This window comes from Bdellovibrio sp. ZFWA1, assembly GCF_056175665.1.
The window spans coordinates 460,133-482,599 of sequence record NZ_JBJKJH010000002.1 but is presented as its reverse complement, the minus strand read 5'-3'; the positions used below and the strand labels follow the sequence as shown (position 1 = coordinate 482,599).

The following is a 22,467-nucleotide window of genomic DNA, read 5'->3' as shown; positions in this document are numbered from 1 at the left end:
ATTTCTAAAACTATACCTAGAAGCCCACGAAAACCGACTATTCGTCAGCCTCTCCGGACTCTAGTTTTTGCAACTCAGCCTTCAAACGCTGATCTGCTTGCTCTTTCGCGGAACCCGACATTTGTTTGTCTTTTCCAGCTGAAGGAGCTGTTGGAACTGGAATGCCATCGGCTTTGTATTTCGCAACAAGCGCTTTTGCATCATCAATTAATTTTTCGGCTTTATCTGGATCATCATAGCCAGGGATTCCCATGATATCCTCAACAGACGCCTGGGCTACAGTTTGGAATGAACCAAAACCAGATTGGAAAATGTTTTGAGCCATTGTCTCGTTCATTCCCGGCAACAACATCAAGTTGAAGATCGCATCTGCTGTACGTGAAGACGCCGCAGATTCAGACATGATATCAAGCTTCCAACCAGTCAATTTGGCAGCCAAGCGAACGTTGACCCCACGCTTTCCGATAGCCAATGAAAGTTGGCTGTCTGGAACAACGATTTCCATTTCTCTGTTGTTTTCATCAAGGAACACTCTTGAAATTTCCGCAGGAGCCAAAGCATTGCATGCGAAGCGAGTGATATCCTCATCCCAAGGAACGATATCGATTTTTTCGCCTTTAAGTTCTTGTACGATGTTTTGTACGCGAGAACCCTTCATACCTACGCAAGCCCCTACAGGATCAACAGATTGATCTTTCGAGCGAACTGCGATCTTAGCACGTTGACCAGGATCACGAGCTGCCGCCATGATTTCAACAACACCATCATAAATTTCAGGAACTTCCATCTCGAACAACTTCATCAAGTATTCTTCGCTTGCGCGAGACATGATGATCTGAGGACCACGCGTTGTCTGACGGACTTCCATTAAGAAACCTTGGATACGATCACCAGGCTTATAGGACTCACCAGGAATTTGTTCACGAGGTGGGATATAAGCTTCGGTACGACCAAGATCGACAACGATAGCTCCCTTTTCAACCCGACGAGCCAATCCTGATGCAATCTCACCACGACGCTCTTCGAACTCTGTAAAGATAATTGAGCGTTCGGCATCTCGCACTTTTTGCATGATGATTTGCTTTGCAGTTTGCGCAGCAATCCGCCCTAGATCGGAAGCTTCAAGCTTGATACCGACAGAGTCACCCAAAGAAACATCTGGATCTAATTTAATTGCATCATCATAAGGGATTTCAACTTCATCATCGATAAACTTATCGCGAGCCACAACTTCTTTGAACTCAAACAATTCAACTTCACCAGTATCATCATTGTATGCAGCTTCAATTTCACGATATGTACCGTATTTTTTACGAGCAGCCACAAGCATACCCTGAACAATTGCATCGACGACGATTTGTTTGTCGATACCTTTATCTTTGCCGACCTGTTCAATTACTTTGGATAAATCGGTAAACATATTATCTGCCATACTGACCTCACTATTTCTTCTGACCTTTTGTCATTTCAAATACTAACTTTGCTTTTTCAATCATCGCGATCGGAATTTTCAAATCGCCTTCTTTGACCTTCACATAAACAGACTGCTCGTCTGCTTGCGAGATCACGCCTTCCACTGTTTTCGCAGCTTTCCAGCGCTTTTCTTCAATGCCGGCTTCTTCAAGTGGCTTTAAAGTTTTTAAGGAGATTTTTTTTCCAACGGCTGCGGAATAATGCCAAGCCTTTGTAAGCTTGCGATCCAGCCCCGGACTTGAGACCTCTAAGTTATAAGCTTCCCCTGGGATTAAGTCGTCTGCGATCGCAGCATCCAAGCCTTGAGAGACGCGACTACACTCATCAATACCAATGCCTTCAGTCTTGTCTATATAAACACAAAGAGTTCTGCCCTTACCAATACCCGTAAATTCGATATCGTAAAGAACACATCCTTCTGCTTCTGCCACTTTCGCAGCGATTTCTTCTACTTTTTGTAACCAAGCTTCAGCCATAAACCCTAACGCAATAAAAAACGGGCCTTTTTTGGGCCCGTTGAACAAAAACACCTTAACAACTAAAATCCAGAAAGGCAAGGACTTATAAATATTTAGCTAATCTCTAACAGCGGCCTTCCACGCATACAGAAGGGCTGCAGCTCCATCTCTGTAATATCTTGGCCTTTTTCCGGTTTGAATGAAACCCGAATTTTTATAGAGTTTTTGGGCATTTAGATTCAACTCATGAACTTCCAACCAAACCTCCCCGTCATTACGCACCCCATCACAAGTCATCTCCAAAAGATGTCTCATGACTCCTCGCCCCCGATAGTCTGGCAAAGTTGCAAGGCTTGAAATCTCGCGCACCCCAGGAAGTTCACGCCAAAGGACATAACCCACCAAAAGGTCTTCATCAAAAGCCCCCACACCCGATCCACTATAAAACTCTGCGATCAACAACTCGGGGGGCCAAAAGAAGGCATCAGATATTTGACCATGGGACTGCATCCATGCGGCGAATTCTGAAAGACGGCGATGATCTGAATTTGAAAGACTCCGAAAAGTCAGACCTATCACTTTTTGTCCCCTTCTACGACCAGATTTCGCACACGATACTTTCGCTTCAGAATTTCAAACCACGACCGCAAACGCTCTTGCAGCTGCTGCTGCTCAAGAAAAGACACAACTTGCCCGCGATAAGACTCGAACTCAACATTACCAAACTTATAACGATTTTTTTCAAAATATAACTTTGCTTCAGAATCCGAGATCACACTCTTCAAAGAGTTCGTTTTAAACTCAATAAAGGCCTTAAACGTGAGCTTCTCCAAAACTAGGGTTTCGAGTTCTTTTTCAGAAAAACCCAACGCCTTCAGTTTAGAGTTGGAATTAAAATGAGTTTTAACCCGCTCTAACTCACGCTGCAAACGATCCTTTGGGACGCCCCCGAAGTCAAAACCCGCGGCCTCTAAGGCTACGACCTTTTCAACTAATACCGCAGTCACGTCCTGGGAAGTCAAATCAGCCTGCATTGCCTTGACTCCCGACCATAGGCTATCAATACCACGCGATGCCTGGACCGCTCGCTGGGTCACAATGCGATCACCAACCACACCTAAGCTTTGATTCAACACAATCTGAGCCGCCATAGAATCAAAAGGAAGTATTGTAAAGAACAGTAAAAGGTAAATTAATAAGCGACGGCTATTCAGCATAGGACTATTTAATCATAGCCCAACAAACTTTTCAAAATGAAAAAACCCCTCGCCGAGGAAGCGAGGGGCACCAACCATTTGTAACCATTAAACAGATCTATAAGAGTCTAATCTATCTAGAAATTCACTCGACCCACGACCGACATCATGTAGTACTGAAGTTTTTCGATCGGAGTTCCAGAATTTGCACCATTCCAGTTGTTCACGTTCGAAGATACGCGACTTCCTAAATTGAACATATATCGGAAATCAAATCCTAAAGAAAAACGACTGTTAAACTCTAGATCAGCGCCAGTCAAAACCCCGACATCGAAAGCATGCGAAGTCGCTTCTTGGTTTGTATTGCTGTAGCTATAAACGTTCGTGCTGTAACCTTTGTTATCATAAGTGAAGTTACGATAAGAGTACTGCAATAAACCACCAAGCACTGGACGGAACATACCAGTAAAGAACAAGTACTTACCCGCAATAGCACCAGAGTACTGCTTAACATCCACGGCATAATAAGTATCTGGATCTACTGTATAGTTACCATAGGTAAATGTTCCTTCGATCGCCATAACATCGTCATACTTCGTACCAAAAGTTGCACCTAAAGATATATTACCGCGAACATTTGAAACATCTGGATACTCTGCAGAACCAATAAATCCACTAAAATACTTTGTCTCAACTGGAGCTACTGGCAACTCTTTTTCAGAATCCAAAGCCGCCTTGATTTCTTCGCGAACGATATCACGAGTATTGTCCTCAACAACCGGTTGTGCCGCTTGCTGAATGATAATTGGCTGAGGCTGCGCTACTGGCTGAGCCACGACTGGTTGTGCAACAGCTTGCTCTTGAACCTGCTGCTGATTCTGAAGAGAGTTGAACTTATCACCAAACAAAACTTGAGCCCGCTTCTTCTCGTCCTCCATCCGAGAAATCTCTAATTTCTCGACGATTTTTTGTTCAGTTTCAACTTCCGCATCTTGACGAGCCTTACGGATCTGCTCAGAGCGTGAAGTCGTTAACGGAGTGTCTTCAATATAAGTCGTTGGCTGCTTTTGAACTTCCGCCTGAGGAGCTGAGTAAGCAGGGCCTTGATTAACAATATATACAGGCTGACCGTTCATCGGTACGATGTTTCCAGCTGAAGTATTCACTGTTGCCACAGGCAATGCCGCCGTCGGAGCTGCCACTGTCGTTTGCTTTTGTTGAGCAACAACTTGATCTAGTTCCGCATCAAGATCGACACCTACACCTTGAGCCAAAGAAAAATGGGGACTGATAGTCAGTGCCGCCAAGATATATAAATACTTCTTCATAAAAACTCCTCGTACATAATTAACGGTTGGTATTTAAAAAACTTCGAAAACTCTTTAAGCAAGCAAGATGCCAACTTGGCCGATTTTTGTCCTTTTGCTGCAAAGTGTTGAAATCTGTGGAGTTTAGACTGTCTGAAGTTTAGGCACTGATTCTCACCCCCCTTCAAAAAGTGACAAGTCTGGTGCACATTCATGAAAAAAGTACTTGAACTCAGAGATACTTATCTATAAGTTGAGACCTCCAAATGGCCCTGTGGTGGAACTGGTAGACGCGCCAGACTCAAAATCTGGTATCCGCAAGGGTGTGGGAGTTCGATTCTCCCCGGGGCCACCAACTTTCTTTCCAATTTCTCCCCTGTAAAAATAAAATCCTTCAATCGGTTCATTAAGAGTTCTCTCGTTATTTCTCGTTTCGAGACCAATTTAATGATCTCCTATGTCGATCGTCATCATGGCATTGAACTGAATGAACTAGAATCATCCTATCTTAACCAGGAGCGTATTATGAATTTACTAAAACAGTTCATTTTTGGCGCAGGAATGCTAGCGCAGTCATCAACGGGGTTTGCAGGTACGGAAAACAATATCGTTATCGATGTACGAACCTCAGGGGAGTACGAAGAGGGGCATATCGAAGGAGCCCTCCATATCGACTTCTACGCACCAGATTTTAAAGATAAAATCAATCGCCTAGATAAGACAAAATCATACTCTTTATACTGCCGCAGCGGCAATCGCTCTGGGCAAGCGGCTCGCCTAATGACTACAATGGGCTTTAAAGAAGTCGAAAATCTTGGAAGCCTAGAACAGGCTCGCACCGTAATTAAAATGAAAAAGAAAAATTAATCTAGATCATTTCAAGAAATACTTTTTCTTAAGGTTGTCCAAAAAACCTGGATCTTTCTTGATCTCGGCAAATTTAGAATTGATAAGCTTAAGCAAAGCATCGTGATGCTTTGACTTCCGACTGACAGCCCAATGGATTTTCGGCCCTTGAATCCATTGGGCCTTTTTATGGCCTAACATCGCCATAGGCATACGGTCATTTTTTGCGAATCGCAATCCATCTGCCCGATTTCATGCGAGTTGACCCCCTCGTTTTCAACGAGCTGACCCCCCTGATTTCAGGGAGTTGACCCCCTCAATTTCACTGAATTGACCCCTCTATATTTGATCTGAGGGATCAGACCATGAGCGTTAACGACATTGGATATTACCTGTGGCAGCCCTCCTCTGGGGGTGGGCATGGCCAAAATGAGGACCAGTGTGGAAATTCGCAATCAAGTTCTAGAACTAAAAAAGCAAGGCAAAGGCAAGAAGGCCATCGCGCGAACATTGAAGATCGCACGCAACACAGTGAAAAAAATATTAGAAGAGTCTGAGTCGTCACTAGCGACATCAGAGTCTCCAGCGTGGGCTCAGAAAATCAATTGGGACAACGTCCGATTTCAAGTGGGACGAGGCGTACAATTCAACATTCTTCATCGGGAAAACACTGATGCTAACGAAGTCAGTTATTTGAAGTTCTGGCGTTACTATCGTTCGCAGTTTCCAGAAAACAAAAAAGTCACAATGGTTCTTCACCACAAGCCTGCGGAGAAGACTTTTTTCGATTTCACCGACGGCTTGTACATCACAGATCGAAAGACTGGCGTGAAAACTAAGACACAGCTTCTTTGCGGCGTACTGGCTTTTAGCAGCTTAACATTTGGCGAGTTCGTCGAAGACCAGAAACAACCCAATTTAATTCGCGCAATGGAAAATTGTTTTCGTTACTTCGGTGGCGTCACGCCGTATGTAACAATTGATAATTTAAAACCTGGAGTCAAAACGGCTCATATTTATGATCCAGAAGTGAACCCTGGTTTCGTTGAATTCTCAAACCACTGGGGGTTCGCAGTTATTCCAGCAAGGCCCTATAGCCCACGTGACAAGGCTAAGAATGAAGCCGCAAACGGCGTTGTTCAGCGTCAGTTTTTCCAAGAGTTCAGAGATAAAACTTTTTACTCTTTGGTAGAACTTAATTCTGAGTTTCGCAAATACTGTGATCACTTGAATACAACAGTAATGAAAGACTACGGCGTCACTCGTAGAGAGCGCTTTGCAACTGAATTGCCGCTCCTTCTTCCGTGTGCTTTGGAGTCCTTTGAAGTCTCAAATTGGAAGGAGGCAAAGGTTCATGCTGACTGCCATGTGCAAGTGAATAAACGGTTTTATTCCGTTCCTCATGAATACATTGGTCACTCCGTGAAAGTTCGCCTCAAAAATAAGATGATCGAGATTTTCAACACTAATCTTGAATCTATCGCAGTACACGCGAAGCTGACTGGACATGATCTTTATTCAACCGTGGAAAGTCACTACCCAGAACAGAAGCTCGCGGTCGCAAGATTTGAAGTGAAGCACGCATTGGCAGAGGCGGCTAAGGTTGGTCCGGAAACTACAAAACTTGTAGAACAGCTTATCTCTGGCGATCGCCCTCTGCACTTGCTTAGAAGAGTTCAAGGAATTTTACGTCTTCAGCAAAGCAAGAAAGTATCAAAAGAGTCTCTGGAGTATGCCGCCCAAATGGGAATGAAATTTAATAGAACTCAATATGCCTACATCAAGTCCGTCGCAGAACAATACCAACAAAATGGCCACCGAAGATTATCAACAGTTCCCAAACGAGATGCCGAAACAATTCACTTACATCACCAACACTAACGAAAGGAATATTTTATGAATGAACAAGTCAGGCAAGTTGCACATCAGCTGCGGCTATTCGGTGTACACGCAGCCTTTGAACAACGCGCCCTTGAGGCAAGTGGCAAAGGATTATCGCATCTAGAATTTTTGCGCCTTATACTCGAGGACGAAGTTTGCAATCGCAAGAACAGATCCGCACAAGCGCTCTTGGCGCGAGCAAAATTCCGCAGCCAGGTTGACTTAGAAGACTGGGATATGTCCGCAGATCGCGGCATAACGAAACCAAAGCTGCGTGAGTTGGCAGGACTTTCCTTTTTCCACGCACTGGAAAATCTTTTGATCGTAGGAAAAACAGGTCAAGGCAAAACTCATCTTTCAATGGCAATTGGCCGCAAGCTGTGCCAAGAAAATATCTCGGCGGTGTTTCTACCTATGAACTTTATGTTTGAAGAAGTTCTTGCAGCTAGAACCAGTGGCAAATATCTCAACTATGTTCGCAAGCTCACTCAATCAAAGGTTCTGGTCTTTGATGACTTTGGACTTCGAAACTATACGCACGAGGAAGCTACTGTTCTGGTTGATATTTTAGAAGACCGTCATCGCAAGGGATCGGTGATCGTGACCTCTCAGGTTGAGCCTAAGGGTTGGCTGAAACTTTTTGAAGATCCAGTAATTGCCGAAGCCATCGTAGATCGCCTGTTGAACCCAAGTCAGAAGATCCATTTGCAAGGCCCAAACTTCCGGGAAAAATTGCAAAGAAAACTTCCTGCGGGAAAAACTATTGAAAAAGAAAATTTGCTGAAATAAAAAGCAGCGTCGCTACGCTCCGGGGGGGTCAGTTCCCTGAAAACACCGGGGTCAACTCATTGAAATCGAGCAATCCATCGACGATCTCGGATTCTTCAGGAAAGTACTCGCAGCGCTCTCGCTCGAGTAAACTATATAGCTGCTCGTAACTGTTCGCCAAAGCGACAAAGTCTTCGCTCTTTAAATTAAAATGAGAATAGTCAAATTCTCGCCGCCCACAGGCCTTAAACTTCTTCATTCCCGCCAACGATTGAATCTTCGAAACCTTGTCCGCATTTTTCTTTAAAAAATACAAAGATGAACTGAGTTGGTAATAGGGTTCGGAGTAGGACAAAAACAGAGCTCGCTCTGCAGAAAAATATAGATCCAAGACGATATCAACCTCCCCCTTCTGCGCCTCCCCTAAACATCGAGACCAAGGCATCAAACTAATATGAGGGACATATTTGGTTCGCTGAAATACTCGCTCTAAAATATCGGCACTCAAACCGTCATAAGACCGTTTAGTTGTGCTATCTTCAAACGCAAACGGAGGCCACCCCGCCTCGTCATTGCAAAGTTCGATTTTTATCTTTTCAGTATTCGCTGCAAGTCCCCGCAGAGAGAAAAAGCATAGTAGTACAATCAACAAGCCTAATTTCATACCCCATTATAACCGGTCACCAAATTTTTCCCAATCGGGGTTTTAAAAATGACAGCGAATTAAGAAACAGGACCTTTCGTTAACTGAAAGATCCTGCCACTGTTGTTCGATTATTTAATCTCTATTGCTTTAGCCCTCGCAGCCTCTGCCATTGGAAGCTCTAAACTCAGAACGCCGTTTTCATATTTTGCCTGAATCTTATCGACATCTACGGGCGTCGGAAGCTTAAAGCTTCTTGTGAATCGGCCATAGACGCGTTCTAAATACTTACCTTCTCCGCGAGACTCTTTATTACGCTCTCCGCTGAGGGTTAAAACACCGTCACTGTACTCAACCTTGACATCCTCTTTTCGCATACCAGGCAAGTCAGCGGTGACGAACCACACGCCATCCTTTTGTTCAATATCTACGCTAGGATGAAACTCTTCTTGTCTGCAAACGCTTGCAAATTCAGAGTTAATAGGCCGCAAAGCCTCATCAAACTGAGACATCACGTCAAAAATTGAAACTGGACGACGTGTTTTTGAAAGAACTGGAAATAACATATGAACCTCCTAATTTAAATTATGAAGGTCACAAACCGGCTTGAGAACTTCGTCTCGATATAAACATGGGTCCATATTTAGTACCGTCAAGCAGACTACAAAAAAAAAGATCTCACAACTTAGTGAGATCTTTTGGCGTGTTAAAAGACAGTCCAGTCAAAAAAACTAATGAAGCTCTTGCGCTTCCACGTCCTTTTGAAACTGAGTGTACACGAACACTTTTACATCCAAACCACCTAGATGCTTTTCAATTAATGGGTATACATCACTCCACTGAAGCCCACCAACGCCAGTAGCCAGTTTGGGCAAGGCAACTGACTTAATTTGCTCTTTTTCTACCATCTTACGCAGTTCTTTAAGTGCGTGATTCACATGATCCAAAGAGGCCTTTCCTGGATGTGAGTTATGGTCTTTTGCAGGCTCTTGAGTCATCAAGTTAACAATGCGACGTCCATCTGCGCCAGCCCATGCAAACAACTCTCCGGCCTTTGGATGATTCGCCTGATAGTAATGTCTAAAATCTTTGTACATACTTGGCCACATTTCTCGGAGGCTTAACGCCAATCCACTATCAAAATGATCGTTTGGTGCAACACCATGAGCAATCAACTGAGCCTTAGATTTCAAAATATCTCCTGCAACTTCATAGATCATAAGATCCCCCTTGTTTATAGGTAGATCCTAACCAGCCAATCTAAACAAAAATATGATAGTGATCATATTCTAAATCGAGTCAAAAAGTCTCAAATCATTACCCGGGATGTTAAGCCCTCAATTACAATCAAAATTTTAAAATTTACAACTTGAGGCAAAAAGTCTCTGAAAAAAAATATTTATCTTCAACTGCAAGATATTTAACGGTAAAGCTTTTCCATGGACAATATTTTATATTCTGACGAACATATCGTCGTTATCGATAAGCCGCCTGGATACTACGTCCATCCACCTGAAAAAAGTGACTACCCTATTCCTTACTCGGAAATACTTCTTTACCGTCTTCGTGATCATTTTAAAAAAAAGGTCTATCCGATTCATCGTCTGGACGTCGCAACCTCGGGAGTCTTAGTTTACGGATTCAGCTCTGAAGCGGCCTCTAATCTTCAAAAAATATGGCAAACAGATCTCGTTCAAAAAGAATATTGGGCCGTCGCCCGAGGCTGGCTAGCCCTTAACGAAGGCCAGATTGATCTTCCCTTGGAAGCGGATGGGGAGGGAGTTTTGCAAAATGCCCTCACTTACTATAAAAAAATTGCACAGACAGAATTGCCCTTTGCTGTTGGTAAAAAATTTAGCACATCTCGCTATTCGCTTCTTGAGGTGCGCCTGGCCACAGGACGTTGGCATCAAATTCGAAGACACTTTAACCGCATTAGCCACCCTTTAATTGGAGATGGCAGTCATGGCGACTCTCATCACAATAGATTCTTCAGAGAAAAACTGGGAATTGCTGGATTATGCCTTCGCGCCAAAAGCCTTCGTTTCCCCCACCCCATAAGTGAAACCCCCCTCATTTTCGAAGCCCCCGAAACCGAAAAATGGAGAAAAATACAGCTTCTATTCACGGACTTTGACGCCTTTCAAAAACAGGTATAAATTCCCGCCACATCTTTAATGTGGGGTTTTACATGGGGAAGTCGCAAGCCTTGAACAAGCTGCTGTTAGTAAGCTGCGTTCTTTTATTTCTACTATTAGGTTTGAATGTTCATGCACAAAATAAAGTTGAATCCTTCAAATATTCACTGCAAGTCGAAACCGTGCCCAGTCTTAAAATGCTCAAAGCCGAAGTCACTATTACTTTTCCGGCTTCAGCTTCAAGAAAAACTTCGTTCACACTTAATAAAAACCTAAACATCAACAATATCAGTCGTGGCGATAAAGTTGTTCTGCTACACGCCGGAACTGAAAAAGACGCCTATTCTGAATGGGGCCTAGAGTTAGGCTCGCAGGACAACTCTATTACGATTGAATACAATGGCATGATTTTCGATGACCCGAGCGACGGTGATTCTGAAGGTTTTATTTCCAATGATGGCATTGTGTTGTTGGGAAGTTCAAATTGGTATCCAGATATTATGGGTGGTTTAAAGACGTTCCAAATGTCGGTTCGCCACCCAAGTGACTGGAAAATGGCAACACAAGGCCAAATTATTTCCCAAGAGATCTTAAATGGCACAACAACAACAACCCATTCTGAGAATACGCCTCAGCAAGATCTTTATCTTATCGTTGGACCCTACTTTGAATTTTCCAGAGAACTTCCTAATGGAAAGTGGATTCGTGTTCTTTTACGCAAAGACGACAAAGATTTAGCCCAAAACTATCTATCTTTGCTTCCGGACTACATGGATCACTACGCTAAAACAATTGCTCCATACCCCTATACTCACTTCACCATTATCGAAAATTACTGGGAAACTGGCTATGGCATGCCCGCCTTTACCCTTTTAGGCCCCACAGTATTAAGACTGCCATTCATTCTCTATTCTTCTCTGCCACATGAGCTACTACATAACTACTGGGGAAACTCGGTCTATGTTGACTACTTTAACGGCAACTGGTCCGAGGGACTAACCACATATTTAGCTGATCACTGGCAGCAGGAAACACGCGCGGCTGATAGCGAATATCGCATGAACCAACTTATGGGCTATGCCGACTTTGTCAAAAAAGAAACGGATTTTGCACTGGTCGAATTCAAAGGGCGCCACAACGAATCATCTCAGGCTATCGGATATGGCAAAGGCATGATGTTCTTTCATATGCTGCGCAAAAAAGTAGGCGAGCAGAAATTCCAAGAAGGCCTTAAGAATTTTTACTTCAAAAATGTCTACCAAGCGGCCTCCTATGAAGACATTCGAATCGCCTTCGAGGAAGTTACCGGATTAAATTTAGAAACCTTCTTTGCTCAATGGACTGAAAAGGTAGGGGCTCCGGAACTTAAATTAGGCAGTGTCACTCCGACTCTGTGGGCCGATGGTACCTGGGCAACAAGTTGGGAACTATCTCAAAACGCCAATGACCTTTATGAGTTAGACGTTCCGATTCGCTGGACGTTGGAAAATGGCAAAACCATTCAACAAATAGTGAAATTTAAAGATGCCGCTCAGAACTTCACTCTAGTGACAGACTCTAAACCGGTTCGCATAGAAGTGGACCCTGAGTTTGATTTATTTAGAAAGCTTGTTCCTGAAGAACGACCGGCAACTTTCTCATCTGTTTTTGGTGCGGCTAAGACCACAGTGTATCACACGGCCAATAGCCAAGAACTCTTGAAAATGCCTGCCACTTGGGAGGTCGTCTTTGGTTCAAGATTTGATTACCTTGAAATCGAAGACTCTTTTATCTTACCGTCAGAGGGCGCTGTTATACTCTTAGGCAACTCAAGAACCATGCGAGAATTCGTTCGGTCTCAGGCTAACGACGGCAATCTGAAAATCTCTGAATCTAGTATCTCGTTAGACGGTTCAACTTATGATTATTCCGAGCACAGTTTGTCTTTAGTCTTTAGGAATAAAAATAACCCTGGCCAATATATTGTCTGGGTACCTTCAGCACTGCCCCCAGTGGATGAGCTAGCAAAAAGAATCACTCATTACGGCAAGTACAGTCTGTTGGCATTTAAAGGAAAACCGAACGTACTTAAAAAGACTTTAGCTCCTGCAAATTCGCCTCTTAAGAAAAAACTCTAAGTCAAATGAACGAACTATTCAACTAAGGCCTGACTAGTTCGTTTCAGTCTTTTACTTAAAGTTAAAACCAGCGCCTTTGCCCATGCTGGCTTCGAAAATAAAACTGAATCTAAAGTGGCGTACGGCAACTCAATCAGTTCGCAATCAGCGACCGCAATCACCGAGGCCGTTCTTTTACCCCCTGTGATATGCGCCATTTCGCCTACAAACTCGCCCTCGGCTATAATCCCGATGGCCACGGTTCCTTCCTCAGAGTTTTTGACGGCTTTCATTTCGCCCTTACGCAACACAAATGCACAATCAGCTTCGTCGCCTTCTGAAAAAAGCTGTGCACCTTCGGGTAAGTAGCGAACGCTGTAGGTCGTATTTTGATCCGAACGGCTTGCAAAGTTCAGAGCGCGATAAAAGGCGGCTATAAAATGCTTTTCGCTTTCTGGCTCGGTCAAAAACTGCACCTTGCCTAGCACAACTTCATCGACAAAATGTTCTTTATCAGGAATAGAACTCACTAAAACCAGAGCAACATTTTTAGCATTCTTTTGAGCCAAGACTTTTTCAGCACCTTCTAAAATATCTCCCTTCGAAAGTTCTGAATCAATAATGACCACCTGTGGGGGCACATTATCAATTTTAAACAAAGCGTCCGCAACATCTTTTGAAGAATAAACCTGAGCCGCGGAAAGGTGCTTTTCAATCATCGAAGTAAAATACTTCGTATTGTTCTCGCTTGAGGAGATTATTAAAACTGACTTTCTTTCATTCATGAAATGTGACCTCACAACAAACAAAAACCCACCTTACGGTGGGTTTTCCACGATTTAAATTCTATTCGTCATCCAACTCGTCATCGGCAGAGCCGAGGCCATATTTCTCTATTCGATATCTCATCGATCTAAATGAAATATGCAAAAGCTTTGCAGCTTTCTTTTTTGTACCACCAGCAGCATGAATCGCTTTGATCAAGAGTTCTTTCTCGATTTGTCCCATGACTTTATCTAAATCAACGCCATCATCACCAATTTCAATTTCATGCGAGGATGCCATTTTTCTTCCTGATGAAGTATTAACAATTGGAGGCAACGACTCTGGCAAGATGGTAGCTCCACTTTCAAGTGCCACGGTTCTTTCGATCAAATTTTCAAGTTCCCGGACGTTACCCGGATAGTCGTACTTCTTAAGTATCTCCATTGCCTCGGCCGAAATACCACCGATATTCTTATTAAGACGCTCGTTGTATTTCTTCAAAAAGTGAGCCGCTAACAAAGGAATATCGTCTTTGCGATCACGCAGTGGCGGCGTTTTGATATTAATCACATTCAAACGATAGTATAAGTCTTGTCTAAATGTCCCTTTTGCCACCATTTCTTCTAGATTACGATTTGTAGCTGCGATAATTCGCACATCCACCTTGCTATCATCTGTTGCGCCGACTCGACGAATCACGCGTTCTTGAATAGCACGAAGAAGCTTAACCTGAATTGTCATCGGCAATTCACCCACTTCATCCAAGAATAATGAACCGCCATCAGCAACCTCAAAAAGGCCCGCTTTGTCCGCAACAGCACCTGTAAACGAGCCTTTCTTATGTCCGAACATTTCGGATTCCATCAAGTTCTCTGGAATAGCTCCGCAGTTCACAGTGATAAACGGCCGATCCTTCAAAGGACCATTATAGTGGATAGACTTTGCAACAACTTCCTTACCCGTTCCAGATTCTCCAGTAATAAGTACGTTTGTTGGAGTCATAGATACTCGCTTCACCATATCGAATATATGGTGCATAGCTTCGGAATTGCCAACGACATTTTGAAACGAATACTCTTTATTAAGTTCCTTCTTTAGAACTTTGTTTTCGACTTCTAAATTCTTAGAGCGAAGTGCATTAGCGATATTCATCCGCACTTCATCGATCTTAAACGGCTTAGTCAAATAATCATAAGCCCCCATCTTCATAGCATCAACAGCTGTCTCTGTTGTTCCAAAAGCGGTGATCATCATAAAGACGATATCTGGGTACGAATCTTTGACATGCTTTAAAAGTTCGATTCCGGTCACATTCGGCATCTGTAAGTCCGAAATGATCATATCGAAACTTTTCTTAGCCAGTAGATCTATAGCCTTTTGACCATCTTCGGCCAATGTGATCTCGTACCCTTCTTTCTTAAGCATGATCTCAAGAAACTCCCGGATACTTTCTTCATCATCAACGACCAAAATACGCGACTTCATTCAATGCTCCTTATAATCCACTCTATTTTATTTCAATCTGGGCCAAGGGAAAATGCAAGACAAACTCGGTGCCTATACCTTTCTCACTCTCGACGAAAATCTGGGCACGATGGCCTTCCAAAATTTTATGTGTCACAGCTAAACCCAACCCCGTTCCTTTTGACTTTGTGGTATGAAAGGGTTCGAACATTCTTTTTCGAGTCTGCTCACTCATTCCGCAACCACTGTCTTTAATTCTTACCGTGACAAACTCCGAATTCTTTTCGACTCGCAGCTTAAGACTTGCAAGACCAACATCCTGCATCGCCTGATATGCATTAATAATAATATTTAAAAACGCCTGCTTAAGTTTATCTTTGTGACCAAGAATCAAAGCAGATTCGATAATGTCTTTTTGAACTTGGACATCGGCCCTAACCTGCTTGTTTGTAGCCATTAAATCCATCACTTCGTTGACTAATGCACTCAGGTCGACAGTTTGAGTCGGTGCCTGCTCGGGACGTGAATACTCTAGGAACTCGGTTATCAGATTATTCAATCTATCAATTTCACGTAGAATAATCTTCATTAGTTTTTTATCGTCATCATTGGTTGTGGTCTGGCTTAATAACTCAATACTTCCAGAGATCCCCGCCAACGGATTGCGAATTTCATGGGCAATACCCGCCGCCAAACCACCGATGGCGGCTAATTTTTCATTCTGACGAGAACTAAACTCTAGTCGGCGCATCTCTGTAAAATCTTGAACCAAGGCAATATACAAGCTTTGATTCAGTTCTGCTGACTCGAACCTCTTAATATTCAAACCCAAAATTTTTGCTTCGCTACCATCACTTTCATTGCCTGCAAATCTCACGTCCCCTTGAAATCCCTCGACCTTCTCGCGGTTCAAATCTGGCAACAAGTGAAAAAAGTTTTTTTCAGAGATTCCAAATAGATTTTTGGCACTTGGATTGGAGTTGATAATATGTCCGTCAGCATCAAAAGTCACAAGCCCTGCAGGCATATTTTCAAGTAAGATGCGATTGAACTCTTCAACGGACTGCAGACTTAAATCCGTTTTCTTGAGCTCTGACTTCACGGTATTCAACTGCTCAGCTAAATATCCAGATAAACCGGCAACCGAAAAGAAAGCGATATTGTTAAGTGCCAGCATAAAAAGATTCTGAAGAGGCTTTAACTCTGGCCCAAACAAAGTCGCAAGTGAAAAGGAAACACTTGTTACGAGGGCCACTAAAATCGCGCCTTTTGTTCTGGATACAATTCCTGCTAACAAGATATTCAAAAGATGCAAAAATAAAAATAAAGACTGATTCACTCCGGAATAGTGAATTAATGCGGATAGCAATAACGAATCTGCAACAAAACCAAAAAGGAAAAGTCCACCGGGTTCAACCTGCTTGCTTTCATCACGCAGATATATCAGCCAGCCGACTTGAAATAAATAGGCCAAAATCAGTACTAAATAAAATGGTCCCAGCAAAGACCAATTTATAAAGCTTGGTTGTAAAAGATACGAACCAAGACTGACTGACAAAATTAAAGTGAGCACAGCCGCTCGCACCAGTTGTACGATCGATAGAACCTGAGAAAATGCAAGGGCCGACGAACGTTGACTCATGATCCGATGACGTCTCCCATATTGAAGATCGGTAAGTACATTGCAATAACTAGAACGGCAATAATCCCCCCCAAGAAAACCATCAAAAGAGGCTCAACCAACGAAGTCATTGCTTTAACTGCCGTCTCGACTTCATCTTCATAAAAATCAGCAATTTTACCTAGCATCACATCCATTGTCCCCGACTGCTCGCCGATGGCGATCATCTGAACAACCATATCTGGGAAGGCTTTTTCTTTTGATAGAGGCTGAGTGAAAGGACGACCAGCGATCACAGAGTCCTTACAACGAACCAGGGCCTGTTCGATCACAATATTACCTGACGTCTTTGCTGCAATATCAATTGCTTCAATCAAGCCAACCCCAGAGGATAGCAGCGTAGACAGAGTCCGTGTTAAACGGGCAATCGCAGATTTTTGGACAACTTCCCCAATCACCGGTGCCTTTAAAAGCACACGATCCATGGTTTGGCCTCCGGCCGGAGTCGCCATCCATTGCTTAAATAACACGGGTACGGCAACAGCAATTCCAATATAAATATACCAAGAATTAACTAGTGAATGACTAAGATTCACAACCATTTGTGTTAACATCGGCGGTTCTTTGCCAGAACCAGCATAGAACTCTTGAAACTTTGGAATAATAAAAACTAATATACCTGCGATGACAATCATCGCTACGATGATGATAACTACGGGATAAACCAAAGCCCCCTTCACCTGACTCTTAATTTTTTCCGATTTTTCTAAATAAGAAGCTAGACGTCCCAATATACCATCCAGAATACCCGCTTCTTCACCTGCCTCGATCATATTCACATAGAGCTTATCAAAGACATTGGGGCTTGCGGCCATCGACTCGCCTAATCTTTTACCAGTCTCGATAGAAACCTTCACCTTTGCAGAAGCCTCACGCAAGAGCCCAGGGCGCAACCCTTCTGATAGAATTTTTAGCGAATCGACAACCGGAATACCAGCATTGATCAGAGTAGCAAATTGCCTTGTGAAAATCTGCAGATCTTTGGCGTTTACCTTGGGTGCAAAGAAACCGCTCGAGCCCCCCTTTGCTGCCCGGGCTACCTGAAGACGAGTTGGAATCAACTGCTGAGCACGCAAACGAATCATCGCCTCTTGAGGCGTTGCCGCTTCGATCTCGCCGTTTGAAACTTGTCCCTTAAGATTCTTAGCCTGGTATACGTACTTTGGCATTATACGCCTACCTTTTTAAGCAATAGATCTAAATTTTCCGGATCCTTAGACACAACAAAGGCAGACTTCAAATCAATACGTCGACGAACCAAGTGCTGTAAAAGACTTTGATTCAAGGATTGAACACCAACAGATTCTGCAGAGCCCTTGAATAAGGCTTCTAAAGATTTCATATCTTCATTTTCAATGTACTGCCGAATATGTGGCTTGATTGTCAAAAACTCCGAGGCCAACACGGTTTCTGTAGTTAATCCCTTCAAAGCCACCTGACCATAAACCATACTAATCACTTCTGCAAATCTGGCGGTGCCGTGTTTTCCAAACGCTTGGGAAATGCCCGAGTAACAGCGTTTCAATGCCGCCAAACAAGAGAACGAAGACATCGTATAAATCACAGCCAATCCATTTTCAGCCAGGTTTACGGCCCAGGCTAAGTTCTCGTCACTGTGAACTCCATCCAGAATTACTAAATCCACCCCTTTTAGAAGTTCAGGGTTTTTCCAAGAGGTTGATAGCGCAGAAGCGTATATAAAACTGGCTTTCTCTTCTTTGATCTGCGCAAATGGCGTAGAGGAAACGACCAAGGACACGAAAGATTTTTCTTGATTCAATTTATAAAGCAGCGCCTGCAAAGTCTGAGTCAACTTTGAATCTCGGCCACCACTCATCAAATAAAATCCCTGTAAGTTCGAAAGCGCCTCAACAAATGGGGACGCTGGCAACAACTCGTTCTGAACTTCGCTTTCGCCAAAATTCAAAAGCAGTCTAAAAATGCTGTCTTGCTGTAAAAAAGAGAAACCAACTCGGGCCCCACCGAACTGCCCTTCTCCGTTCACAGAACCTTCTTTTTCAAGTACGGATTTCTGATGATTATTTAATAATGTCTGCATCAGAATATTCCAGTCGCTCATCACAACCGGGGAATTCTTAAGTTGAATCCATTCACCCTGAACTCGAGCCCGTGGCTCACTTCCCAACAGAAAAAGCAATTCACTGGCTTTTTTAGCTTTGGCCTGCAGAATCAATTCAGTAACGCTCATTAAACATCCTTCACTGAAGCATTCACGACTTCTTCAATAGTTGTGATTCCACGCTTAAGTTTCAATAAAGCACTTCGTCGCAAGGTTCTCATCCCCTGCTCTCGAGCAAGATAACGAAGTTGCCCCGTTGTCGCACCTTTAAGAATGGCTTCTTTGATTTTTTCATTCATATAAAGAAGCTCATAAATAGCGGCTCGACCCTTAATACCTGTTCCATTGCAGTTTGCGCAGCCACGCCCTTTAAATATTTGATACTCACCGACTTCGGCCTGAGGAACCCCTAAATTCAAAATTGTCTGAGCAGGAACTTCAATCGGGGCCTTACAAGACTCGCAAATTTTTCCAACTAATCGCTGCGCAACGATTAGATTGACCGTAGAGGTAATGATGTAAGGCTGTACACCCATTTCGGTTAACCGAATGACTGTCGCGGGAGCATCATTCGTGTGAAGCGTACTAACGACCAAATGCCCCGTCGAGGCCGCTTTAAAAGCAATCTCGGCCGTTTCATAGTCTCGAATCTCCCCCACCATGACCACATCGGGATCCTGACGCAGAAAGGACTTCAAGGCTGACGAAAAATTAAGATCAATATCAGGGTTCATTTGAACCTGATTAATTCCTTCTAAGTTAAATTCCACCGGATCTTCTGCTGTCGAAATATTTATATCGGGGGTATTTAGCTCTGCTAGAGCCGAATAAATGGTCGTCGTTTTACCCGACCCTGTAGGACCCGTGATCAAGATCATTCCTTGGGGTAAATTAATACACGATTTGAAAAGTTTTAAATCGTCTTCTTCAAAGCCAAGCTTAGTCATATCCAGCTGCAGATTACTTTTATCCAACAAACGCAGAACGACTTTCTCGCCCCACAAAGTCGGCAAAACACTGACCCGGAAATCCATTTCTTTACCTTTGACCGTTCTAACTTTCAAACGACCATCTTGAGGGCGGCGTTTTTCAGCAATATCTAACTTAGACATGATCTTAATACGTGAAGAAAGGGCCGGCCCCATCGCCACTGGGGGGTTTGCGGCCTCTACTAAATTACCGTCGATACGAAATCGAACACGGTATTTTTTTTCGTAAGGTTCAAAATGAATATCAGAAACTTTTTTGCGAATAGCATCATTCAAAATCTGATTTACCAATTTAACGACAGGCGCTTCTTGTGATGAACTGTCATCAATAACTTCAGCGGTACTGACTGCAGCATCCAGGAAGTCTTCATCTTCTTGGCTCGCCGCTGCCGCAGCAATGCTTTTCATATTGATCGAGCCACCATGATATTTATCGATCGCAGCAGCTATCGCAGTTTCAGTCGCAACCACTGGCTGAATATTTCTAATCTTAGTGATGAACTTTAGATCCTCGCGAATCATGATGTTCGAAGGATCAGCGAAGGCCACGACCAAAGTATTCATGGCTTTTTGTAGTGGAATAAGTTGAAACTTGTCGCAGGTTTCTCGAGGAATCGTAGCAATGACCGAGGCCTCGATTTCAAAGGTATTAAGGTCAACCCCTTGAACTCCATAAGCTTTTTCTAAAGCTCGCAGCACGATATTTTCTTTTACAAAGCCAAGTTTTATAACCGTCGCCGTTAGCTTTTCACCCGTTTTTTTCTGTTCTTCAATAGCCTGAGCCAATTGTTCTGGACGAAGCAAACCTTGCTTAACAAAAATATCTGCGAGTTTGGCGGACATAGATGACACTCCCGACTTTAAGTCTAACGAAGAGTGCCGAAAATTGTAACTAGACGAGGGTTGAGATTTATGAAGACTGGATGAAGGTCTTTATCTTTTCAACACCTTCTTCCTTAGACAGAGTCCAGGAGATACCTAACAAATGGGTCAACTCACACATATACCAATACAGCATTTCGTATCCTGAAGATGCTTTTAGATTAGCTTTCTTTGCCTCGTAATATAAAAGATTTTCGGAAGTTCCAACTTCGGCATCCAAAACAAATCCATTTAAAGTCATAAAGTTAAAGTACGAGATATCCTGCAGTAACAATTTCTGATCAATAAGATCATCAGCGTTGATAATCAAAGAGCCGGGCTCGGCATTTAAGACAAGCTGGCTATTTAAAAGCTCGGAAAATCGCACGCCTAAAAAAAGTCGCGAAAGATGCTGAATATTCTCACGATTCGAACCAACCATCTCGTCGACAATAAAAATATTTCGATATCCATTTTGCGCTGCAAATCCGGCAGCAACCCTAGCACATTCTCCGCGTCCGATAACATAGGCAGATTGGCGAATATCCAGATCACCCGCATTCTCGACAACCAGGCGGCGAAAAACATCTAAAATCACCAATCGTGGAATCCACTTTCCTTGCTGAAAGTGAATCACATCCGCTGCCATCAATTGGCGCGAAAACTGGGCATGCACTGGAAACTGCTGAACCACGCCCCAGCTATCGCGAACTGGCAATAGATAAAGAGCAGCTTCGGGATCTGCCAAAAATTCTTGGGCTGTTTCGACAGTTAGCTTCAATCCCGCATCTTGCGCCAGGAACTGCACGACTTTAGCAAAAGTTGACATTTCGCTACCTAAATAAAGTATTTTAGCCATTGTTTTTGAACCAATCTTTTGCTTCTGAAATATCGAGTTGGATTTGATGTTTTAACTCCGAGATATCAGAAAATTTCTTCTCATCCCGAATAAAGGATTTCAACACAACTTCAACTTCAAGACCGTATAAGACAGCATTGAAATCAAAAAGATGGCTTTCGATTTTAACGGGACTACCACTTTCCGACTGAGCAAAAGTAGGATTGATACCGATATTTGTAATAGACGGATAAAAATGTCCCTGTACCTTTGTAAAAGTGCAGTAAACACCTTTACGCGGGATGAACTCGACGTCTGGCGAAATATTGGCGGTCGGCACCCCAATTGTCCGTCCTCTTTGATAGCCTTGCTCGACATGCCCACGCACATAATAATCACGCGCCAAATATTTTTTAGCAGACGCAATGTCTCCATTTTTTAATGCTTCACGAATTAAAGATGAAGAAACAACAACCCCTTCCAATTTCATCGGAGGGATAATAATCAGCTTAATTCCTCGTTGCCGACATTGCTCTTCCAAAAACCGCAAATTACCTTCGCGCTGCGATCCAAAAGAAAAGTCGTGCCCAACCACCAAAGTTTTTGGCCGTAAACAGCGCACTAAATAATTTTCAACAAAATCTTTCGCGGAAGTTTTAGCAAAATCTGCCGAAAATGGTTCTACGACAACGGCCTTAATTCCAAAACGTGCAAACTGCTCTTGTTGATCCCGAAGGTCAAAAAGACGCTGGGTCTGCCTCTCAGGATAAAGAATTTTCACGGGATGAGGATGAAATGTATATACGATGGGATCAACCCCTTCGGCCTGCGCTTCCCGACTGACAGTTTTTAGCAACTCTTGGTGTCCTAGATGAACCCCGTCAAAGTTACCGATTGTCACGACCGATCCCGCTAAAGGCTGCCCTATTTGTTGTACGCCATGAAAAACCTGCATGGTTTAAATATACCCTCTTTTGCGCAAG

At 43.3% G+C, this 22,467-nt stretch carries 22 protein-coding genes and 1 tRNA gene; 6 read left to right on the top strand and 17 right to left on the bottom strand.

The genetic code is table 11. The annotated features are described in order from the left end of the window. Nucleotides 1-37: 37 nt before the first annotated feature. From nusA to AC04MN_RS11760, 5 genes are all read right to left on the bottom strand, one after another. On the bottom strand, nucleotides 38-1,432 hold the full coding sequence (gene nusA / locus AC04MN_RS11780) for a transcription termination factor NusA (protein ID WP_475383398.1): 1,395 nt from the start codon (nucleotides 1,430-1,432) through the stop codon (nucleotides 38-40). Between the two features lie 10 nt (nucleotides 1,433-1,442). After that, a complete protein-coding gene (locus tag AC04MN_RS11775; RefSeq protein WP_475383397.1) occupies nucleotides 1,443-1,949 on the bottom strand; it encodes a ribosome maturation factor RimP in 507 nt (168 codons plus the stop codon). Nucleotides 1,950-2,048: 99 nt separating this feature from the next. Then, on the bottom strand, nucleotides 2,049-2,510 hold the full coding sequence (locus tag AC04MN_RS11770; RefSeq protein ID WP_475383396.1) for a GNAT family N-acetyltransferase: 462 nt from the start codon (nucleotides 2,508-2,510) through the stop codon (nucleotides 2,049-2,051). Beyond that, entirely contained in the window at nucleotides 2,507-3,148 is a 642-nt protein-coding gene (locus tag AC04MN_RS11765) for a hypothetical protein (RefSeq protein ID WP_475383395.1), read from the bottom strand. The genes AC04MN_RS11770 and AC04MN_RS11765 overlap by 4 nt, the downstream gene beginning before the upstream one ends. Before the next feature lie 116 nt (nucleotides 3,149-3,264). Beyond that, nucleotides 3,265-4,455 (bottom strand): porin family protein, encoded by a 1,191-nt coding sequence (locus AC04MN_RS11760; RefSeq protein ID WP_475383393.1) that lies wholly within the window; start codon nucleotides 4,453-4,455, stop codon nucleotides 3,265-3,267. Nucleotides 4,456-4,702: 247 nt separating this feature from the next. Between AC04MN_RS11760 and AC04MN_RS11755 the strand changes: the two genes are divergently transcribed. Continuing rightward, nucleotides 4,703-4,789, top strand: a tRNA-Leu gene (locus AC04MN_RS11755). A gap of 170 nt (nucleotides 4,790-4,959) precedes the next feature. Further along, nucleotides 4,960-5,301 (top strand): rhodanese-like domain-containing protein, encoded by a 342-nt coding sequence (locus AC04MN_RS11750; protein ID WP_475383392.1) that lies wholly within the window; start codon nucleotides 4,960-4,962, stop codon nucleotides 5,299-5,301. Nucleotides 5,302-5,307: 6 nt separating this feature from the next. Here the strand turns inward: AC04MN_RS11750 and AC04MN_RS11745 are convergent, their stop codons facing one another. Next, the gene (locus AC04MN_RS11745) at nucleotides 5,308-5,493 is read right to left on the bottom strand and encodes a hypothetical protein (protein ID WP_475383391.1); all 186 of its coding nucleotides are present in this window, start codon (nucleotides 5,491-5,493) and stop codon (nucleotides 5,308-5,310) included. Between the two features lie 207 nt (nucleotides 5,494-5,700). On the opposite strand from AC04MN_RS11745, the gene istA reads away from it, so the two are divergent. Then, nucleotides 5,701-7,161: an IS21 family transposase gene (istA, locus tag AC04MN_RS11740; protein WP_475382416.1), complete on the top strand. Its 1,461-nt coding sequence runs from the start codon at nucleotides 5,701-5,703 to the stop codon at nucleotides 7,159-7,161. Nucleotides 7,162-7,176: 15 nt separating this feature from the next. Continuing rightward, nucleotides 7,177-7,950 carry an IS21-like element helper ATPase IstB gene (gene istB / locus AC04MN_RS11735; protein WP_475382415.1) on the top strand — a complete coding sequence of 258 codons (774 nt, stop codon included), beginning with the start codon at nucleotides 7,177-7,179 and terminating at the stop codon, nucleotides 7,948-7,950. A 28-nt stretch (nucleotides 7,951-7,978) separates the two neighbouring features. Here the strand turns inward: istB and AC04MN_RS11730 are convergent, their stop codons facing one another. The 3 genes from AC04MN_RS11730 to AC04MN_RS11720 form a co-directional block, all read right to left on the bottom strand. Next, on the bottom strand, nucleotides 7,979-8,593 hold the full coding sequence (locus tag AC04MN_RS11730) for a substrate-binding periplasmic protein (protein WP_475383390.1): 615 nt from the start codon (nucleotides 8,591-8,593) through the stop codon (nucleotides 7,979-7,981). A gap of 110 nt (nucleotides 8,594-8,703) precedes the next feature. After that, nucleotides 8,704-9,138, bottom strand: a complete 435-nt coding sequence (locus AC04MN_RS11725; protein WP_475383389.1) for an Hsp20/alpha crystallin family protein — start codon at nucleotides 9,136-9,138, stop codon at nucleotides 8,704-8,706. Between the two features lie 165 nt (nucleotides 9,139-9,303). Further along, on the bottom strand, nucleotides 9,304-9,792 hold the full coding sequence (locus tag AC04MN_RS11720) for a macro domain-containing protein (RefSeq protein WP_475383388.1): 489 nt from the start codon (nucleotides 9,790-9,792) through the stop codon (nucleotides 9,304-9,306). Between the two features lie 219 nt (nucleotides 9,793-10,011). Here AC04MN_RS11720 and AC04MN_RS11715 point away from each other — a divergent pair, with 219 nt between their 5' ends. After that, nucleotides 10,012-10,731 (top strand): pseudouridine synthase, encoded by a 720-nt coding sequence (locus tag AC04MN_RS11715; protein WP_475383387.1) that lies wholly within the window; start codon nucleotides 10,012-10,014, stop codon nucleotides 10,729-10,731. 32 nt (nucleotides 10,732-10,763) lie between these two features. After that, nucleotides 10,764-12,827: a M1 family metallopeptidase gene (locus AC04MN_RS11710; protein WP_475383386.1), complete on the top strand. Its 2,064-nt coding sequence runs from the start codon at nucleotides 10,764-10,766 to the stop codon at nucleotides 12,825-12,827. Nucleotides 12,828-12,841: 14 nt separating this feature from the next. Here the strand turns inward: AC04MN_RS11710 and AC04MN_RS11705 are convergent, their stop codons facing one another. The 8 genes from AC04MN_RS11705 to AC04MN_RS11670 form a co-directional block, all read right to left on the bottom strand. Then, nucleotides 12,842-13,591, bottom strand: a complete 750-nt coding sequence (locus tag AC04MN_RS11705; protein ID WP_475383385.1) for a cyclic nucleotide-binding domain-containing protein — start codon at nucleotides 13,589-13,591, stop codon at nucleotides 12,842-12,844. Nucleotides 13,592-13,652: 61 nt separating this feature from the next. Next, complete coding sequence (locus tag AC04MN_RS11700) at nucleotides 13,653-15,056, bottom strand: sigma-54-dependent transcriptional regulator (RefSeq protein WP_475383384.1); 1,404 nt, start codon at nucleotides 15,054-15,056, stop codon at nucleotides 13,653-13,655. A gap of 22 nt (nucleotides 15,057-15,078) precedes the next feature. Next, nucleotides 15,079-16,677 carry a two-component system sensor histidine kinase NtrB gene (locus tag AC04MN_RS11695; protein ID WP_475383383.1) on the bottom strand — a complete coding sequence of 533 codons (1,599 nt, stop codon included), beginning with the start codon at nucleotides 16,675-16,677 and terminating at the stop codon, nucleotides 15,079-15,081. After that, nucleotides 16,674-17,885, bottom strand: coding sequence for a type II secretion system F family protein (locus tag AC04MN_RS11690; RefSeq protein ID WP_475383382.1), 1,212 nt, complete (start codon nucleotides 17,883-17,885; stop codon nucleotides 16,674-16,676). The genes AC04MN_RS11695 and AC04MN_RS11690 overlap by 4 nt, the downstream gene beginning before the upstream one ends. Further along, on the bottom strand, nucleotides 17,885-18,925 hold the full coding sequence (locus tag AC04MN_RS11685; RefSeq protein ID WP_475383381.1) for a twitching motility protein PilT: 1,041 nt from the start codon (nucleotides 18,923-18,925) through the stop codon (nucleotides 17,885-17,887). Before AC04MN_RS11685 ends, AC04MN_RS11690 begins: the two co-directional genes overlap by 1 nt. Then, nucleotides 18,925-20,628 (bottom strand): type IV-A pilus assembly ATPase PilB, encoded by a 1,704-nt coding sequence (pilB, locus tag AC04MN_RS11680; protein WP_475383380.1) that lies wholly within the window; start codon nucleotides 20,626-20,628, stop codon nucleotides 18,925-18,927. Before pilB ends, AC04MN_RS11685 begins: the two co-directional genes overlap by 1 nt. Before the next feature lie 67 nt (nucleotides 20,629-20,695). Next, nucleotides 20,696-21,505: a Rossmann-fold NAD(P)-binding domain-containing protein gene (locus AC04MN_RS11675; protein WP_475383379.1), complete on the bottom strand. Its 810-nt coding sequence runs from the start codon at nucleotides 21,503-21,505 to the stop codon at nucleotides 20,696-20,698. Then, on the bottom strand, nucleotides 21,498-22,439 hold the full coding sequence (locus AC04MN_RS11670) for a bifunctional riboflavin kinase/FAD synthetase (protein ID WP_475383378.1): 942 nt from the start codon (nucleotides 22,437-22,439) through the stop codon (nucleotides 21,498-21,500). Before AC04MN_RS11670 ends, AC04MN_RS11675 begins: the two co-directional genes overlap by 8 nt. Nucleotides 22,440-22,467: the final 28 nt, after the last annotated feature.

What these genes read in the sequence shown, in the direction of transcription:
- nusA (WP_475383398.1), bottom strand. Translation starts at nt 1,432, where the DNA reads ATGGCAGATAATATGTTTACCGATTTATCCAAAGTAATTGAACAGGTC.
- AC04MN_RS11775 (WP_475383397.1), bottom strand. Translation starts at nt 1,949, where the DNA reads ATGGCTGAAGCTTGGTTACAAAAAGTAGAAGAAATCGCTGCGAAAGTG.
- AC04MN_RS11765 (WP_475383395.1), bottom strand. Translation starts at nt 3,148, where the DNA reads ATGCTGAATAGCCGTCGCTTATTAATTTACCTTTTACTGTTCTTTACA.
- AC04MN_RS11760 (WP_475383393.1), bottom strand. Translation starts at nt 4,455, where the DNA reads ATGAAGAAGTATTTATATATCTTGGCGGCACTGACTATCAGTCCCCAT.
- AC04MN_RS11750 (WP_475383392.1), top strand. Translation starts at nt 4,960, where the DNA reads ATGAATTTACTAAAACAGTTCATTTTTGGCGCAGGAATGCTAGCGCAG.
- AC04MN_RS11745 (WP_475383391.1), bottom strand. Translation starts at nt 5,493, where the DNA reads ATGCCTATGGCGATGTTAGGCCATAAAAAGGCCCAATGGATTCAAGGG.
- istA (WP_475382416.1), top strand. Translation starts at nt 5,701, where the DNA reads ATGGCCAAAATGAGGACCAGTGTGGAAATTCGCAATCAAGTTCTAGAA.
- istB (WP_475382415.1), top strand. Translation starts at nt 7,177, where the DNA reads ATGAATGAACAAGTCAGGCAAGTTGCACATCAGCTGCGGCTATTCGGT.
- AC04MN_RS11730 (WP_475383390.1), bottom strand. Translation starts at nt 8,593, where the DNA reads ATGAAATTAGGCTTGTTGATTGTACTACTATGCTTTTTCTCTCTGCGG.
- AC04MN_RS11725 (WP_475383389.1), bottom strand. Translation starts at nt 9,138, where the DNA reads ATGTTATTTCCAGTTCTTTCAAAAACACGTCGTCCAGTTTCAATTTTT.
- AC04MN_RS11720 (WP_475383388.1), bottom strand. Translation starts at nt 9,792, where the DNA reads ATGATCTATGAAGTTGCAGGAGATATTTTGAAATCTAAGGCTCAGTTG.
- AC04MN_RS11715 (WP_475383387.1), top strand. Translation starts at nt 10,012, where the DNA reads ATGGACAATATTTTATATTCTGACGAACATATCGTCGTTATCGATAAG.
- AC04MN_RS11710 (WP_475383386.1), top strand. Translation starts at nt 10,764, where the DNA reads ATGGGGAAGTCGCAAGCCTTGAACAAGCTGCTGTTAGTAAGCTGCGTT.
- AC04MN_RS11705 (WP_475383385.1), bottom strand. Translation starts at nt 13,591, where the DNA reads ATGAATGAAAGAAAGTCAGTTTTAATAATCTCCTCAAGCGAGAACAAT.
- AC04MN_RS11700 (WP_475383384.1), bottom strand. Translation starts at nt 15,056, where the DNA reads ATGAAGTCGCGTATTTTGGTCGTTGATGATGAAGAAAGTATCCGGGAG.
- AC04MN_RS11695 (WP_475383383.1), bottom strand. Translation starts at nt 16,677, where the DNA reads ATGAGTCAACGTTCGTCGGCCCTTGCATTTTCTCAGGTTCTATCGATC.
- AC04MN_RS11690 (WP_475383382.1), bottom strand. Translation starts at nt 17,885, where the DNA reads ATGCCAAAGTACGTATACCAGGCTAAGAATCTTAAGGGACAAGTTTCA.
- AC04MN_RS11685 (WP_475383381.1), bottom strand. Translation starts at nt 18,925, where the DNA reads ATGAGCGTTACTGAATTGATTCTGCAGGCCAAAGCTAAAAAAGCCAGT.
- pilB (WP_475383380.1), bottom strand. Translation starts at nt 20,628, where the DNA reads ATGTCCGCCAAACTCGCAGATATTTTTGTTAAGCAAGGTTTGCTTCGT.
- AC04MN_RS11675 (WP_475383379.1), bottom strand. Translation starts at nt 21,505, where the DNA reads ATGGCTAAAATACTTTATTTAGGTAGCGAAATGTCAACTTTTGCTAAA.
- AC04MN_RS11670 (WP_475383378.1), bottom strand. Translation starts at nt 22,439, where the DNA reads ATGCAGGTTTTTCATGGCGTACAACAAATAGGGCAGCCTTTAGCGGGA.